This window comes from Castellaniella hirudinis, from assembly GCF_047468865.1.
Taxonomy (GTDB): Bacteria; Pseudomonadota; Gammaproteobacteria; order Burkholderiales; family Burkholderiaceae_B; genus Castellaniella; species Castellaniella hirudinis_A.
The window spans coordinates 247036-262202 of the sequence record NZ_JBLGTV010000001.1 but is presented as its reverse complement, the minus strand read 5'-3'; the positions used below and the strand labels follow the sequence as shown (position 1 = coordinate 262202).

Sequence of the window (15167 nt, the reverse complement as noted above, 5' to 3'; positions counted from 1 at the left end):
ATCTTCATCCACCCAATAAAACCCATATCCCGGCAGCCGCCAGATAAGGCCCGAAGGCCAGCGCCTGGCCCGCCGCCAGATGGCCGGTCAGGCGCCGCAGCACGGCAAGCGCCAAAGCGGCCGACGCGGCAAGTAATAATACCCGGGGCAGCGCCATCCAGCCCAGCCAGGCCCCCAGGGCGGACAGTAGTTTAATGTCTCCGCCGCCCAAGGCGTGAACCCCGCGAAACCGCAAAAAAAACCAGACCAGGCACCACAGCGTCAAATAGGCGGCGGCCGCGCCGATCAGCGCATCCATGAACGCGACAAACACGCCCTGGGCCCCCAGCAGCAGCCCCGCCCCCAAAAGCGGCAAGGTCAGCCGGTCGGGCAGATAGCCGGTCTCGGCGTCCATCCAGGCCAGCGCCAGCAGGACGCAAACCAGCACGATGGCGGCGGCGGCGGCCCCCGTCACCCCGAAACGCCAGACGCACCCCATGGACAGCAACGGCGCCAACAAGCAAAAAGCCAGGCGCAGGCGCCGGTGCAGGCGCGTGGGATGCGCGGGCAGCGCGGCATCCAGCCGCCGGGGCAGCGACCAGGCCAGGCGAATCAGGGCCAGCCCCAACACGGCGGACAGGGCCACCGCGGCCGCCAGACCGGCCACCAGGCCGATCGGCCAGGGCGTCCAGTAGGCCATCATGCGGCGACCCGGCGCAAGGCCGTCGAGCGCTGATCCGGCAAGGCCGCCGCCGGGCGGCGGGCGCGGGCGCGCGGGCGCACTAATGCGGCGCAGCGGCCAGTTGAACCCGCTGCGCATCGGTCGGCGCCGGCTGGTCGGACACCAGACGGAAGCCGACGTGCGACATGGGGCTGTAGGGATCGGCCGCTTGGCGCGCACTGGGCCGGTACGACAGGCAATAATTTTCGTTGCACAGGAACGATCCGCCCCGGATCACGCGTTTCGGGGCCGTGGCGGGCACGCTGGGATCGGAAGGATCATAGGATTGATCCGGCCCCCGGGGGTTCTCGATGGGCTGGCCGCCCGCCGCCTGGGCCTGCTGGGCGAAATACCGGGCATCGTACCAATCGGCCACCCATTGCCAGGCATTGCCGGTCATGTCGTACAAGCCATAGCCATTGGCGGGAAACGAGGTGACCGGCAAGGTGCCCGCCGCCCCGCCGGCCTCGGGCTTGACCACCGGGAAGGACGGCTGGTTCGTGTCCCAGTAATTGGCCATGACCTGGCCGTCGGGATTGAGTTCGTCGCCCCAGACATACGTGGCTTGTTCCAGGCCGCCGCGCGCGGCATATTCCCATTCGGCCTCGGTGGGCAGGCGCTTGCCGACCCACCGGGCGTAGGCCTGCGCATCGGCGTAGCTGACCTGCACCACCGGATGATCGCCCTTGCCCTCGATGGTGCTGCCCGGCCCCTGCGGGTGGCGCCAATCGGCCCCGGGCACATAACGCCACCATTGGCTGTAGTCGGACAGATCCACCGGCGCGGCCGTGCCGACGAAGACCATGGCCCCCGGCACCAGCACCGAATCCGGCGGACGCGGCACCCCGGGCGGCAATTGCACCCGGACGGTCTCCCAGTCGGGCTTGGATTCCGCCGTGGTCACGTAGCCGGTGGCTTGCACAAAAGCGGCGAACTGGTCGTTGGTGACGTGGGTCAGATCCATCCAGAAGCCATGCACCCGCACCGGATGCGCGGGTTTTTCGTTGCGCTGCGCCAGCTTGCTGTCGCTGCCCATCTGGAACACCCCGGGCGGCACCCAGGCCATGGCCTTCGGGGTCCCCTGGCCATCGCCCACCAGGACGACCGGGGCGGCGGCGGGCTGGGGAGCGGCGGCATGGCCCGACCAGGCGTATACCCCGGCCCCCAGGGCAAGAAGCGCCAGGGGGATCAGGGTGAATCGAGAGACAAGCCGTTTCATAGATGCCATAGGTGGGGGCGGGGTATCCGCTGAAATCATCAACGCTGGGTCGCCCCAATGCTGCGAGAGTTGGCGCCGCTTGTCAATATCGGTGTGATCGACAGATCGGCGTGATCGGTATAGCGCCGTGATCGAGATCGACAGATCGCCGTGATCGAGATCGGCATGGCGCCGTGATCGACCCGGCGCTTATCGCCACAGCGAGTCATGTATCCATCCCTGGATTTGGATGTGTTTTTATTTTCGTTACAGACTTGATCCATGTCAAGCATTCAGCCTGGGCACGTCGCGGCGCAAGCTGCTAAAATTTTTCCCCTTTTTTTATTTGCCGGTGCGTCGCCCCATCGACCGGCCTCGCCTAGCGGCCCGACGGCTGCCCGGACGAGGCACACCCGCACACCAACGGACGAACATCATGAATCCATCCACGCACGGCCTGATCGACACCGCCTGGGAAAACCGGGCCGCCCTGGCGCCGGGCAACGCGCCCCCGGCACTGGCCGAAGCCATCGAGCAGACCTTGGCCGGATTGGATCAGGGCACGCTGCGCGTGGCGGAAAAAATCGACGGTCAATGGCAAGTCCACCAATGGATCAAGAAGGCCGTGCTGCTGTCCTTCCGGCTGGCCGAGAACCAGCAGACCGGGCAGGGCCCGCTGCGCTACTACGACAAGGTCGGCCTGAAATTCCAGGACTATGACGCGGCCGATTTCGAACGGGGCGGGTTTCGCGTCGTCCCGCCCGCCGCCGTGCGGCGCGGGGCCTACATCGGCCCCGACGTGGTGCTGATGCCGTCCTACGTCAACATCGGCGCCTACGTGGGCGCGGGCACCATGGTGGACACCTGGGCCACCGTCGGGTCCTGCGCCCAGATCGGCCGCCACGTGCACCTGTCCGGCGGGGTGGGCATCGGCGGGGTGCTGGAACCCCTGCAGGCCGGCCCCACCATCATCGAGGACAACTGTTTCATCGGGGCGCGCTCCGAAGTCGTCGAAGGCGTGGTCGTCGAGGAGAATTCCGTGCTGGCCATGGGGGTGTTTCTTTCGCAAAGCACCAAGATCTACGACCGCGCCACAGGCGAAATCCATTATGGCCGCGTGCCCGCCGGGTCCGTGGTGGTGCCGGGCACCTTGCCGGCGGCCGATGGCAGCCACAGCCTGGCCTGCGCCGTCATCGTCAAACGCATCGACGCCAAGACCCGCGCCAAGACCAGCATCAACGACCTGCTGCGGGCCTGATCATGGCGGATCAAGACGTACTCGCCCTGGCCCGCGCCCTGATCGCCCGCCCGTCGGTCACCCCGGACGACGCCGGCTGCCAGGCGCTGATCGCCGCGCGCCTGCAGCCCCTGGGGTTCGCCTGCGAATCCCTGCCCAGCGGCGGGGTCAGCAATCTGTGGGCGCGGCGCGGCGTCCAAGGCCCCTTGCTGGTGTTCGCCGGCCACACCGACGTGGTGCCCCCCGGCCCGCCGGCCGACTGGCCCAGCCCGCCGTTCGAGCCCACCGAACGGGACGGCCAACTGGTGGGCCGGGGGGCCGCCGACATGAAAACCTCGGTGGCCGCCTTTGTCGTGGCCGCCGAAGAATTCGTCGCCGCCCACCCCGCCCACCCGGGATCCATCGCCCTGCTGCTGACCTCGGACGAGGAAGGCCCCGCCACCGAAGGCACCGCGCATGTCTGCCGGGTTCTGCAGGCGCGGGCCGAAACCCCGGACTACTGCATCGTGGGCGAGCCCACCAGCACGGCCCGGCTGGGCGACACCATCAAGAACGGCCGCCGCGGGTCGCTGTCGGCGCGCATCACTGTGCGCGGCATCCAGGGGCATGTGGCCTATCCCCACCTGGCCCGCAACCCCATCCACCAGCTGGCGCCCGCCCTGGCCGAACTCGGCGCGACGGCCTGGGATCAGGGCAACGCGTATTTTCCGCCCACGACGTTCCAGGTTTCCAATCTGCATGCGGGCACCGGGGCGGGCAACGTCATCCCCGGGCAGGCCGTGATGGACTGCAACTTCCGCTTTTCCACCGCCAGCACCCCGGCCGACCTGCAGGCCCGCGTCGAGCACATCCTGCAGCGCCACGGCCTGGAATACGACAGTCGCTGGACGCTGGGCGGCGAACCGTTCCTGACCCCGCCTGGCCCCCTGTGCACTGCGCTACAATCGGCCATCGCCGAAGAAACCGGCGTCCAGGCGTCCCTGTCCACGACGGGCGGCACATCCGATGGCCGCTTCCTGGCCCGCCTGTGCCCGCAGGTGGTCGAATTCGGCCCCTTGAACCGCACCATCCACCAAGTCGGAGAATCCCTGCCGCTGGACAACCTGGTGCCCCTGAAAAACATCTACCGCAGGCTGCTGGAAATCCTGCTGGCCGACGCCCCGGCCACCGGCCGCCCTGCCTGACCCGGCAGCGCGTCGGCGCCACGGGCCTCTGGCCCGCACCGCCACGCCTGCCACTTGAACCCGGATCATGGCCTCTCCTCATACCGAATTATTCACCCTGCGCGATCTGCTGCGCTGGGCCGTCACCCGTTTCCAGGGCGCCAACCTGGTGTTCGGCCACGGCAGCGACAATGCCTGGGACGAAGCCGTGTACCTGCTGCTGCACACACTGCACCTGCCGCTGGACACGCTGGAACCCTTCCTGGACGCCCGCCTGCTGGAACGCGAACGCCAGCGCTGCGTGGATCTGATCCACGAGCGCGTCAGCAGCCGCAAGCCCGCCGCCTACCTGACCGGCGAAGCCTGGCTGCAAGGGGTGCGCTTCCTGGTGGATGAACACGTCATCGTGCCGCGCTCGCCGATTGCCGAACTGCTGGGCGAGCAGCTGGCCCCCTGGGTCGAAGACCCGGATGCGGTCGCCCACGTGCTGGATTTGTGCACGGGCTCGGGCTGTCTGGCCATCCTGGCGGCGATGGCTTTCCCCGACGCCCAGGTGGATGCCGTGGATCTGTCCCCGGGCGCCCTGCGCGTCGCCCGGTCGAACATCGCCTTGCACGGTTTGCAGGATCAGGTGCGCGACCTGCGCAGCGACCTGTTCAATCACCTGCCGGCCGACCGGCGTTACGACCTGATCCTGTGCAACCCGCCCTACGTCAACGAGCAGGCCATGGACGCGCTGCCCGAGGAATATCGCCACGAACCCCGCCTGGCCCTGGCGGGCGGCGACGACGGCATGGATCTGGTGCGCCGCATCCTGGCGGACGCGCCGCGCTACCTGGCCCCGGAGGGCCTGCTGGTGCTGGAAATCGGCCACGAACAAGACCATTTCCTGGCCGCCTTTCCGCACCTGGATCCCATCTGGCTCAGTACGGCAAGCGCCAGCGACCAAATCCTGCTGCTGCGCCGGGCGCAGCTGGCGGCATGATCCGCGCCAACGGCCTGACCCTGCGGCGCGGCGTCAAGGTCTTGCTGGAAGACGCCGAATTCGTCGTTCACCCAGGGGAACGCGTGGGTTTCGTGGGCAAGAACGGGGCCGGAAAATCATCTTTATTCGCCCTGCTGCAAGGGCAGATCGACCCCGACGCCGGCACGCTGGACATCCCGGCCGCCTGGCGGCTGGCCAGCGTCGAGCAAATTCTGCACGACACGGATCGCGCCGCCCGTGAATTCGTCATCGACGGCGACCGGCATTTGCGCGACATCCAGGCGCAGCGGGCGGCACTGCGCCCGGATCAGGGCCAGCGGATCGCCGAGCTGGAAGCCGCCCTGGTCGAGGCCGAGGCCTGGAGCGCCCCGTCGCGGGCCGAACAGCTGCTGGCCGGCCTGGGTTTCGCGCCCGACGAATGGACGCGCCCCGTGGCCAGTTTTTCCGGCGGCTGGCAGATGCGCATCGCCCTGGCCCGCGCCCTGATGGCCCCATCCGACCTGCTGCTGCTGGACGAGCCCACCAACCACCTGGATTTGGACGCCATGCTGTGGCTGGAACGCTGGCTGGGCGGCTATCCCGGCACGGTGCTCTTGATTTCCCACGACACGGAATTCCTGGACGCGGTCGCCCGCACCATTCTGCACTTTGAGCACGACAAGCTCATCCGCTACAAAGGCGGCTACCAGGATTTCCTGGAACAACGCGCCGAGCGCCTGCGGCAAAACCAACTGGCGCGCCAGAAGCAATCCCGCGAAGCCGCCCATCTGCAGGCCTTCATCGACCGCTTCAAGGCCAAGGCCTCGAAAGCCAAGCAGGCCCAAAGCCGGGTCAAGGCCCTGGCGCGCATGCAGACCCTGGCCCCTCTGGCGGTGGAATCGGGCATCGACATCCGCCTGCCCGATCCCCAACAGACCCCCGATGTGCTGCTGCGCCTGAAAGACGCCGCCCTGGGCTACCCCGCCGGCCCCGGCGGGCCGGCCCGCACCATCCTGGACGACGTCGGCCTGATGGTGCGCGGCGGCAGCCGCATCGGCATCCTGGGGGTCAACGGCGCGGGTAAAAGCACTCTGGTCAAGACCCTGGCCCAGGAACTCGCCCCCCTGGCCGGGCAGGTTCAGCCCGCGCGCGGGCTGGAAGTCGGCTATTTCGCCCAGCAGCAGCTGGACGTGCTCGACCCGGAATCCAGCCCCCTGCAGCACTTCGCCCGCATCGCCCCGGATACCCGTGAACAAGAATTGCGCAATATGCTGGGCCGCTTCGGCTTTGGCGGCGACATGGTGAGCCAGCCGGTGGCGCCGTTTTCCGGGGGTGAAAAAGCCCGCCTGGCCCTGGCCCTGATCGTCTGGCGCAAACCCAACCTGCTGCTGCTGGACGAACCCAGCAACCACCTGGACGTGGATACGCGCGAGGCCCTGGCCCGCGCCCTGGCCGAATTCCCCGGCAGCGTCCTGCTGGTGTCGCACGACCGGCACTTGCTGCGCACCACGGTGGATACCTTCTGGATCGTGGCCGACGGCCATGTCCAGCCCTTCGATGGCGACCTGGAGGACTACCGCGACTGGCTGCAGCAGCGCCAGGCCCGGCAAAACCAGGCCGCCCGCGGCACCGGAACCGCCCCGGACAAGGACCGCAAAGCGCTGCGCCGCGAACAGGCCCAGGCCCGGCAGGCCCTGGCCACGCAACGCAAGCCCCTGGAAGCCCGGCTGAAGAAAATCGAAGACCGCATGGCCCGGGCCCAGGCCCGGCTGGCCGAGCTGGACGCCCTGATCGCCGACCCGGCCTTTTACACGGACGCCCACAAGGACACGCGCCCAGGCCTGCTGGCCGAACACGGCGAACTCAGCAAGGCCCTGCAAGCCGACGAGGAAGCCTGGCTGGACATCCAGACCGAACTGGAAGCCCTGGAAGCCTGATCGCCCGCGCGCGCCTTCTCCAGGCGGGCGCGCCGCCGGGCACCTTCCGGCGCGCTTCCAGGTTCTATATTCCAAATCTGAATAATTTAATTCTCTTATAGTCGTTCGCTATGAGGGTTCGGCTCTTTAGAATGATCAGGTCTAAACCTTGTCCTTCTGAACCGTCATGAGCCGTCTTCCCATTCAATCCATCGAATCCGCCCCCGCCGAAGCGCAAGAACGCCTGCGCGCCGCGGAAAAAGCCAGCGGCTTTCTGCCCAACCTGCTGGGCGTGCTGGCCAATTCTCCCACCGCGCTGGAAACCTACCAGGTGGTGGGGGCCATCAACGGGCGCAACGGCCTGACCCCCACCGAACGCGAAATCATCCAGATCACGGCGGCCACCTACAACGGCTGCGGCTTCTGCGTGGCCGGCCACACCAAGATCGCCACCAAGAAACTGCAGCTGCCGCAGGCATTCGTGGACGCCCTGCGCGGCACCCAGGCCCTGGACGACCCCAAACACAACGCCCTGGCGAAGTTCACCCTGCAAGTGCTGGAACAGCGCGGCCAGGTGGACGACGCCGCCCTGGCCGACCTGCGCGCCGCCGGCTATACCGATGCCCACGCGCTGGACGTGGTGCTGGGCGTCAGCCTGGCCACCCTGTGCAATTACGCCAACAACCTGGCCCGCACCCCGATCAACCCAGAACTGCAGGCCTACGCCTGAACCCCGCGGGAACCATCATGTCAAGCCATGCACTGCCAGCCGAAGTGGACGGCGGCATCGAACAGCTGATCCACAACGCCTTGGCCCCCCAGGTGGAAGCCATCGACCAAGGGGCTTTCCCAGGCGATTTTCTGCGCGCCTTCGGCGCCCTGGGCGGCTTTGCCGCCGCCTTGCCCGCCGAATCCGGCGGCCTGGGCCTGGGCTTGCCGGCCCAGATCGACCTCATCGCCCGCGTCGCCCGAACCTGCGGCACCACGGGCTTCCTGGCCTGGTGCCAGGCGGCCTGCGCCTGGTATCTGCAGCTCAGTCCCAACCCCGAAGTGCGGGCACGCTATCTGGCCCAAGTCGCCCAGGGGCAGTTGCTGGCGGGCACGGGCATGTCCAATGTCGTCAAGCATCTGGCGGGCATCGAGCAAATCAATTTGCGCGGGCATCGGGACGGCCAGGGCTATCGCATCAGCGGCGCCCTGCCCTGGGTCTCCAATCTCGGGGCCGGCCATCTCCTGATCGCGGCCGCCGCCCTGGACGACGGCACCTATGTGATGTTCGCCATCCCCCCCGGGGCAGAGGGTTATTCCCTGCGCGCCTGCCCGGCGTTTTCCGGCCTGGAAGGCAGCGCGACCTACGGCGTGCGCCTGAAAAACGTTTTTGTCCCCGCCGCCGACGTGCTGTCCACCCCCGAGCAGTTCGACGCCTATGTGCGGCGCTTCAAGGCCGGGTTTCTGCTGCTGCAGATCGGCATTGGCGCCGGGCTGGTGCAAGCCAGCCTCGACACCATCCAGAAAGCCAACCAGCGCCTGGATCATGTCAACCGCTACCTGGACGACCAGGCCGACACCCTGCGGGGCGACCTGGATACCCTGCTGGCGCAGACCGCCGCCCTGGCCGAACAGGAAGAATCCGCGCCCTTGCTGGGCATCCTGCGCGCCCGCGCCCAAGGATCCGAACTCAGCCTGCGCGCCACCCAATCGGCCGCGCTGCACGCTGGCGCGGCCGGCTACCTGATGAGCAGCCCCACCCAGCGCCGCCTGCGCGAGGCCCTGTTCGTGGCCATCGTCACCCCGGCCCTGAAACACCTGCGCAAGGAAATCCACGCGCTGGAACAGCGCCAGGCGGCCTGACGCATGGCGGCCCACCCCATACCGGCCCCGGCCGGCACCCGCGACGGCAGCGTGTTGAGCGTGCGGCAGGTTTCCCTCGGCTACGATTCGGCGGGGCAGGCGGGCCGCGTGTCGGTGCTGGCCGATTTTTCGCTGGATCTCCAGGCCGGGGAAATCATCGCCCTGCTGGGCCCCAGCGGCGTGGGCAAATCATCCCTGCTGCGCGTGCTGGCCGGCCTGCAATCCGCCCAGGCGGGCGACATCCGCCTGCACGGGCAGGTGCTGGACGGGCCATCCCCCGCGCTGGGCATGGTGTTCCAGGATCCCAGCCTGCTGCCCTGGCTGACCCTGGAAGAAAACGTGGCCTTCGGGCTGGATTTCAAGCACCAGCCCCGGCTGGACGCCCAGACCCGTCAGCAGCGCGTGCAGCAAGCCATCGGCGAAGTCGGCCTGCAAGCCGCCCGACGGCGCTACCCGGATGAACTGTCCGGCGGCATGGCGCAGCGCGCCTCGCTGGCCCGCACCCTGGCCCGGGCACCGGAAATCCTGCTGCTGGACGAACCCTTCAGCGCCCTGGACGAAGTGACCCGTCACGAAATGCAGACGCTGCTGCTGCAAATCCGGGCCCGCCACCAGGCCGCCGCCCTGCTGGTCACCCACGACATCGACGAAGCCCTGCTGCTGGCCGACCGCATCGTGCTGATCGGCGGCCAGCCCGGCCGCCTGATCGGCCAATGGGCCATCGACCAGGCCCACCCCCGGGACGAAACCGCCCCTGAACTGACCGCGCTGCGCGTGCAGATCCTGCAGGCGCTGCGCAGCGCCAGACTACCGAGACCTCAATGACACGATACAAACCCCTGGATCCGTGCTGCGGCACCCCCGACAGCACCCGGGCCCGCCGCCGCGAATTCCTCAAACTGTCGGCCCTGTTCTCCGCCGCGGGGGCGCTGCCCCTGCTGCAGGCGGGCCGCCAGGCCCACGCCGCCCAGCCCGACGCCCCCGTGCGCATCGGCTACCTGCCCATCACCGACGCCACCCCCTTGCTGGTGGCGCACCACAACGGCCTGTTCGAGCAACAGGGCCTGCAGGTGGAAGCCCCCCGGCGGTTTCGCAGCTGGGCGCAGATCGTCGAAGCCTTCTTGAGCGGCCAGGTCAACGTGGTGCACCTGCTGATGCCCATGACGATCTGGTCGCGCTACGGCAGCCAATCGCCCGCCAAGGTCGTGGCCTGGAACCACACCGAGGGCTCCTGCCTGACGGTGCTGCCGGAAATCAACCGCGCCGCCGACCTGGGCGGCACCACGGTGGCTATCCCCTTCTGGTATTCGGTGCACAACATCGTCCTGCAGGCCCTGCTGCGCGAATCCGGGCTGGAATTCATCAGCGACGGCGAGCCCACCCAGCAGCAGGTCAAGCTGGTGGTCATGTCCCCCGGCGACATGCTGCCCGCCCTGGGCAGCAAGCGCATCGCGGGCTACATCGTGGCCGAACCCTTCAACGCCAAGGCCGAAGAACTGGGCGTGGGCAAGGTCTGGCGCTTCACGGGCGACGTCTGGCGCAACCACGCCTGCTGCGTGGTCACCATGCACGAACGCGATCTGCAGGAACGCCCCGAATGGTCGCAAAAAGTGGTCAACGGCATCGTCCAGGCCCAGGCCTGGGTGCGCGACCACCGCGCCGACACCGTGGACATCCTGGCGCGCAACCACAAGGCCGCCTATACCCCGCACGACACCGCCACCCTGGCGCGGGTGCTGCTGCCTTCGGCCGAACGCGATGCCGAATACGCCCAAAGCGGGGCGATCCTGCACCCGGACTGGGCCGAACAGCGCATTGACTTCCGCCCCTATCCCTATCCCAGCTATACCGAAAAACTGGTCGAACTGCTGAAATCCACCTATGTAATGGGCGAAAACGCTTTTCTGCAGGATCTGGATCCGGCATTCGTCGCCCACGACCTGGTCGATGACCGCTACGTGCGCCAGGCCATCGAGGCCCAGGGCGGCCTGGCGGCCTTCGGCATCGAGGGCGGCTACACCCGGTCGGAAACCTTCGAGGTCAACTAGCCATGCGCACCCGCTCCGCCCCCTTGTCTTCGCGCCGCCGCCTGATTCTCAGCACGGGCGGGCTGGCCGTCCTGCTGCTGCTGTGGGCCGCCGGCATCGGCCTGCTGGGGCAGGATCTGGCCATGGCCCGGCTGTTCGCCCCGGGCCAGGCCCTGCCCAGCCTGGCGCACCTGATCGCCGACAACCAATTGACCAGCCACACCCTGGTCAGCCTGCAGCGGGTGGCGGTGGGCCTGTTCTGGGCGCTGGTGTTCGGCGTCCCGCTGGGCCTGGCCATCGGCCTGTCGCGGCCGCTGGAATCCGCCACCAGCGGGGCGTTTCAGTTTCTGCGCATGGTCTCGCCGCTGTCCTGGATGCCGATTGCCGTGATGCTGTTCGGAGTGGGCGATGCGCCGATTTATTTTCTTTTAAGCTTTGCCGCCGTCTGGCCGATCATCCTGAACACCAGCGCCGGGGTGCGCCAGCTGGACCCGCGCTGGCTGCTGCTGGCCCGCAGCCTGAGCGCCACCCGCGCGGAAATCCTCTGGAAAATCGTCATCCCCGGGGCCCTGGGCCATATGCTGACGGGCCTGCGCCTGGCCATCGGGATCGTCTGGATCATCCTGGTGCCCTGCGAAATGCTGGGGGTCAGTTCGGGCCTGGGCTATTTCATCCTGGACACGCGCGACCGGCTGGCGTATTCCGAACTGATGGCGGTCATCGTCTTGATCGGCGCCCTGGGCTTTGCCCTGGACACCACCGCCCAGCGCCTGCATCGGCGCTGGGGGCGGCAATAGGGAACGCAGCAGATCAGACCGCTGCATAACAGCATCGAACCATGCAATTTGCACACGCATGGTTTATGCTGAATGCTGTGTATGTGATGTGCCTCAGCCAGCCAGAGAAACGACATGACAACCATCGCCCCGCTGCACATTGATATTCCACAGGCCGCCCAAGCAGGCGTTTCCCAAGCCATCCAACAAGCGCGCAGCCAGCGTTGGCTGGACGAAAACCAGGCAGCCCTCAAAAGCGCCAACGCGTTCATCCAGGCACACGGCCTGCCCCTGGCAAAGTACCAGGCATTTTAATGGGCCGATACGACGTCTACCCGAACCCGTCCGACTCAGGCTATCTGCTCGATGTCCAAGCAGACATCTTACAACCCCTGAATACACGGGTCGTCATCCCGCTGCTTCCTTTAAACAAAGCCCCCACCCCCGCAAAAATACTGAACCCCATTTTTGATTTTCTGCTTCACGGCTTCTGAGGCCAAAACCATCAAGCGTGGGCCATTGTGCGGAACGGCAGAATATCCGGCCGTGGCTTGTCCTCGGCCTGCCAGAGGTCATACTTGGCTTGCATGGTGAGCCACATCTCTGCGCTAGTGCCCAACGCGGCAGATAAGCGCAGCGCCATATCAGCGGAAATCCCATTGGTTCCGTTGATGATCCGCGACAAGGATGCGCGTGTTACACCAAGCCGCGCAGCTGCTTCGGTGATGGTCATTTCGCCAATAAACGCTCGTACTGCTTTCCCCGGGTGCGGGGGATTGTGCATACGCATTGTGTGCTCCTAGTGATAATCCTGATTGATCGGTACTCACACATCAACGCGGTCTAAAGGATTTCCAGCTTGGCCACCCCCAGGGCCAGGGTCTTGGTGCCCGCGTCCCTGAATTCGATCCGGGCCTGGGCTTCGGCGCCGCTGCCGCTGAGGGCCACGATGGTGCCTTCGCCGAAGCGGCCATGGCGCACGCTGGCCCCCATGCGAAAGCACTGATCCCCCACCGTGACATCGGCCGCGCGAGTGCGCACCGCACGCGGGGCGAACCGGCTGCCGCCCGCGTCCTGCCCCGCGCCGCGCCGGAAGGCCCCGCGCCAGGCCGTCTGGGCCTCGGGCACGGCCGCCGCCCGCTGGCGCGGCGTGATCCATTTCAGATGTTCTTCGGGGATTTCATCCAAAAAACGCGAACGCAGGGCGTAGCGGGTCTGGCCGTGCAGCATGCGGCTTTGCGCCAGGGTCAGCGTCAGGCGTTCACGCGCCCGCGTGATCGCCACGTACATCAGGCGGCGTTCTTCTTCCAGGCCGCCGGCGTCCAGCAGGCTGTTTTCGTGCGGAAACAGGCCTTCTTCGAGCCCGGTGATGAACACCGCATCGAATTCCAGGCCCTTGGCGGCATGCACCGTCATCAGCTGCACGGCGTCTTCGCCCGCCTGGGCCTGATTGTCCCCGGCTTCCAGTGACGCATGGGTGAGAAACGCCCCCAGGGGCGACATCACGGCGGGCGGGATCATCCCCGTCCCTTCGTCCGCATCCGAAAACACATCCGAAAACGCATCCACCTCCTGCGCTGCCGCGCCCGAATTTTCCGCCGTCGCCGCGCGAACACGCGTCATCGGCGCCGCCGCCCGCGCCGCATCTGTCGCCCCCGCCACATCCGCCGCTGGATCGGCCATGTCGGGCCGGGTGCCGCCCGCGGAGAATTCGGGGATGCGCCCCGCCACCAGGCCCTGCAGGCCTTCCTCGGCCACGAAGGCCGTGGCCGCATTGACCAGTTCCTGCAGGTTTTCCAGGCGTTCCTGGCCTTCGCGGTCGGCCTGGTAATGGGCTTCCAGGCCGCTTTGATGAACCACCTGGCCGATGAGTTCCGGCAAATCCAGGGATTGCGCCGACGCGGCCATGTCGCGGATCAGCGCCGCAAAGCGGGCCAGGCTGCTACCCGCCTTGCCGGGCACATAGGCCACGGCCCCGGCCAGGCTGGTGCCGTATTGGCGCGCCGCATCGGCGAGGTGTTCCAGCGTGCGCGCACCGATCCCCCGGGTGGGAAAATTCACCACCCGCATCCAGGACGTATCGTCGTGCGGGTTGTCGATCAGGCGCAGGTACGCCAGCACATGCTTGATTTCCTGGCGCTCGAAAAAGCGCTGCCCGCCATACACCCGGTACGGCACGCGGGCGGAAAACAAGGCATGCTCGATGGGCCGGGACTGGGCATTGCTGCGATACAGAATGGCCACCTGATGCGCGGCCCGGCCTTCGCGCAGCAAGGCGCGGATTTCATCCACCAGCCACTGGGCTTCGAGCTGATCCGACACCTGTTCGACCACGCGCAGGGGTTCGCCCGCGCCCGCATCGGTCCACAGGTTCTTGCCCAGGCGGCGGCTGTTGTGCGCGATCAAGGCATTGGCCGCATCCAGGATATGGCCGTGCGAACGATAGTTTTGTTCCAGGCGGATGACCGTGCCGTGGGCATGGCGCTGCTCGAAATCCGCCATATTGCCCACGTTGGCCCCGCGAAACGCGTAAATGGACTGGTCGTCGTCGCCCACCGCAAAAACGGGCGTGTGGCTGCCCGCCAGCAGCATCAGCCAGCGGTACTGCAGCACGTTGGTGTCCTGAAACTCATCCACCAGAATGTGCTGGAAGCGCCGCTGGTAGTGTTCGCGGATGGGCGCCTCGCGCAGCAGCAGTTCATAGGCGCGCAACAGCAGTTCGCCGAAATCCACCACGCCTTCGCGTTCGCACTGGTCTTGATAATGCTGATACAGATCCGCCATCTGGCGGGCGCGGCTGTCGTGCAAATCCATATCCTTGGGCCGCAGGCCGTCTTCCTTGGCGGCATTGATCAGACGCTGCACGTCGCGCGCCGGGTAGCGTTCGGTATCCACGCCCCGGGCTTTCAGCATGCGTTTGATGGCGGACAACTGGTCGGCGCTGTCCAGAATCTGGAAGGTTTGCGGCAGGCCCGCATCGCGGTAATGCGCCCGCAGCAGGCGGTTGCACAGGCCGTGAAAGGTGCCCACCCACATGCCCCGCGTGTTGATGGGCAGCAGAGCCGACAGCCGCGCCAGCATTTCGCGCGCGGCCTTGTTGGTAAAGGTGACCGCCAGCAGGCTGAACGGACTGAGCCGGCCCGACTGGATCAGCCAGGCCATGCGGGTGGTCAGCACCCGGGTCTTGCCGCTGCCGGCCCCCGCCAGCACCAGAGCGTGTTGCGCGGGCAGCGTGACCGCTGCGCGTTGGGGTTCGTTCAGGCCATCTAACATGCGAAACCGCAATCCATTGTCTACAGGGAAGCTACTTAGTGTAGCCCCTGAACGAACCGCAG

The 15167-nt window shown here is 67.1% G+C and carries 15 protein-coding genes; 11 read left to right on the top strand and 4 right to left on the bottom strand.

The annotated features are described in order from the left end of the window. Window positions 1-4: 4 nt before the first annotated feature. Together ACMHYJ_RS01165 and ACMHYJ_RS01160 are read right to left on the bottom strand one after the other, a co-directional pair. Window positions 5-682: a prepilin peptidase gene (locus ACMHYJ_RS01165; protein ID WP_414244362.1), complete on the bottom strand. Its 678-nt coding sequence runs from the start codon at window positions 680-682 to the stop codon at window positions 5-7. Window positions 683-761: 79 nt separating this feature from the next. Further along, entirely contained in the window at window positions 762-1928 is a 1167-nt protein-coding gene (locus ACMHYJ_RS01160) for a formylglycine-generating enzyme family protein (protein ID WP_414244361.1), read from the bottom strand. A 406-nt stretch (window positions 1929-2334) separates the two neighbouring features. Here ACMHYJ_RS01160 and dapD point away from each other — a divergent pair, with 406 nt between their 5' ends. The 11 genes from dapD to ACMHYJ_RS01105 all read left to right on the top strand — a co-directional run bounded on the left by dapD (window position 2335) and on the right by ACMHYJ_RS01105 (window position 12326). After that, window positions 2335-3156: a 2,3,4,5-tetrahydropyridine-2,6-dicarboxylate N-succinyltransferase gene (gene dapD, locus ACMHYJ_RS01155; protein WP_414244360.1), complete on the top strand. Its 822-nt coding sequence runs from the start codon at window positions 2335-2337 to the stop codon at window positions 3154-3156. Between the two features lie 2 nt (window positions 3157-3158). Beyond that, window positions 3159-4319 (top strand): succinyl-diaminopimelate desuccinylase, encoded by a 1161-nt coding sequence (dapE, locus tag ACMHYJ_RS01150; protein ID WP_414244359.1) that lies wholly within the window; start codon window positions 3159-3161, stop codon window positions 4317-4319. A 67-nt stretch (window positions 4320-4386) separates the two neighbouring features. Further along, window positions 4387-5283, top strand: coding sequence for a 50S ribosomal protein L3 N(5)-glutamine methyltransferase (gene prmB / locus ACMHYJ_RS01145; RefSeq protein WP_414244358.1), 897 nt, complete (start codon window positions 4387-4389; stop codon window positions 5281-5283). Next, window positions 5280-7199, top strand: coding sequence for an ABC-F family ATP-binding cassette domain-containing protein (locus tag ACMHYJ_RS01140; protein WP_414244357.1), 1920 nt, complete (start codon window positions 5280-5282; stop codon window positions 7197-7199). Before prmB ends, ACMHYJ_RS01140 begins: the two co-directional genes overlap by 4 nt. Before the next feature lie 166 nt (window positions 7200-7365). Further along, on the top strand, window positions 7366-7908 hold the full coding sequence (locus tag ACMHYJ_RS01135) for a carboxymuconolactone decarboxylase family protein (RefSeq protein ID WP_414244356.1): 543 nt from the start codon (window positions 7366-7368) through the stop codon (window positions 7906-7908). 17 nt (window positions 7909-7925) lie between these two features. Continuing rightward, entirely contained in the window at window positions 7926-9029 is a 1104-nt protein-coding gene (locus ACMHYJ_RS01130) for an acyl-CoA dehydrogenase family protein (RefSeq protein ID WP_414244355.1), read from the top strand. A gap of 3 nt (window positions 9030-9032) precedes the next feature. Continuing rightward, a complete protein-coding gene (locus ACMHYJ_RS01125; protein ID WP_414244354.1) occupies window positions 9033-9854 on the top strand; it encodes an ABC transporter ATP-binding protein in 822 nt (273 codons plus the stop codon). After that, window positions 9851-11077, top strand: coding sequence for an ABC transporter substrate-binding protein (locus ACMHYJ_RS01120; RefSeq protein WP_414244353.1), 1227 nt, complete (start codon window positions 9851-9853; stop codon window positions 11075-11077). The genes ACMHYJ_RS01125 and ACMHYJ_RS01120 overlap by 4 nt, the downstream gene beginning before the upstream one ends. A gap of 2 nt (window positions 11078-11079) precedes the next feature. Further along, window positions 11080-11853 (top strand): ABC transporter permease, encoded by a 774-nt coding sequence (locus tag ACMHYJ_RS01115; protein ID WP_414244352.1) that lies wholly within the window; start codon window positions 11080-11082, stop codon window positions 11851-11853. A 114-nt stretch (window positions 11854-11967) separates the two neighbouring features. Beyond that, window positions 11968-12147: a type II toxin-antitoxin system CcdA family antitoxin gene (locus ACMHYJ_RS01110; protein WP_414244351.1), complete on the top strand. Its 180-nt coding sequence runs from the start codon at window positions 11968-11970 to the stop codon at window positions 12145-12147. Next, window positions 12147-12326, top strand: coding sequence for a CcdB family protein (locus tag ACMHYJ_RS01105; protein WP_414244350.1), 180 nt, complete (start codon window positions 12147-12149; stop codon window positions 12324-12326). Before ACMHYJ_RS01110 ends, ACMHYJ_RS01105 begins: the two co-directional genes overlap by 1 nt. Window positions 12327-12337: 11 nt before the next feature. On the opposite strand, the gene ACMHYJ_RS01100 is transcribed toward ACMHYJ_RS01105, so the two are convergent. Further along, complete coding sequence (locus ACMHYJ_RS01100; protein WP_414244349.1) at window positions 12338-12622, bottom strand: HigA family addiction module antitoxin; 285 nt, start codon at window positions 12620-12622, stop codon at window positions 12338-12340. Between the two features lie 53 nt (window positions 12623-12675). Further along, the gene (locus ACMHYJ_RS01095; protein WP_414244348.1) at window positions 12676-15105 is read right to left on the bottom strand and encodes a UvrD-helicase domain-containing protein; all 2430 of its coding nucleotides are present in this window, start codon (window positions 15103-15105) and stop codon (window positions 12676-12678) included. Between the last annotated feature and the right edge of the window lie 62 nt (window positions 15106-15167).

Coding starts and splice junctions, on each gene's coding strand:
- ACMHYJ_RS01165 (WP_414244362.1), bottom strand. CDS start 682: ATGATGGCCTACTGGACGCCCTGGCCGATCGGCCTGGTGGCCGGTCTG.
- ACMHYJ_RS01160 (WP_414244361.1), bottom strand. CDS start 1,928: ATGGCATCTATGAAACGGCTTGTCTCTCGATTCACCCTGATCCCCCTG.
- dapD (WP_414244360.1), top strand. CDS start 2,335: ATGAATCCATCCACGCACGGCCTGATCGACACCGCCTGGGAAAACCGG.
- dapE (WP_414244359.1), top strand. CDS start 3,159: ATGGCGGATCAAGACGTACTCGCCCTGGCCCGCGCCCTGATCGCCCGC.
- prmB (WP_414244358.1), top strand. CDS start 4,387: ATGGCCTCTCCTCATACCGAATTATTCACCCTGCGCGATCTGCTGCGC.
- ACMHYJ_RS01140 (WP_414244357.1), top strand. CDS start 5,280: ATGATCCGCGCCAACGGCCTGACCCTGCGGCGCGGCGTCAAGGTCTTG.
- ACMHYJ_RS01135 (WP_414244356.1), top strand. CDS start 7,366: ATGAGCCGTCTTCCCATTCAATCCATCGAATCCGCCCCCGCCGAAGCG.
- ACMHYJ_RS01130 (WP_414244355.1), top strand. CDS start 7,926: ATGTCAAGCCATGCACTGCCAGCCGAAGTGGACGGCGGCATCGAACAG.
- ACMHYJ_RS01125 (WP_414244354.1), top strand. CDS start 9,033: ATGGCGGCCCACCCCATACCGGCCCCGGCCGGCACCCGCGACGGCAGC.
- ACMHYJ_RS01120 (WP_414244353.1), top strand. CDS start 9,851: ATGACACGATACAAACCCCTGGATCCGTGCTGCGGCACCCCCGACAGC.
- ACMHYJ_RS01115 (WP_414244352.1), top strand. CDS start 11,080: ATGCGCACCCGCTCCGCCCCCTTGTCTTCGCGCCGCCGCCTGATTCTC.
- ACMHYJ_RS01110 (WP_414244351.1), top strand. CDS start 11,968: ATGACAACCATCGCCCCGCTGCACATTGATATTCCACAGGCCGCCCAA.
- ACMHYJ_RS01105 (WP_414244350.1), top strand. CDS start 12,147: ATGGGCCGATACGACGTCTACCCGAACCCGTCCGACTCAGGCTATCTG.
- ACMHYJ_RS01100 (WP_414244349.1), bottom strand. CDS start 12,622: ATGCGTATGCACAATCCCCCGCACCCGGGGAAAGCAGTACGAGCGTTT.
- ACMHYJ_RS01095 (WP_414244348.1), bottom strand. CDS start 15,105: ATGTTAGATGGCCTGAACGAACCCCAACGCGCAGCGGTCACGCTGCCC.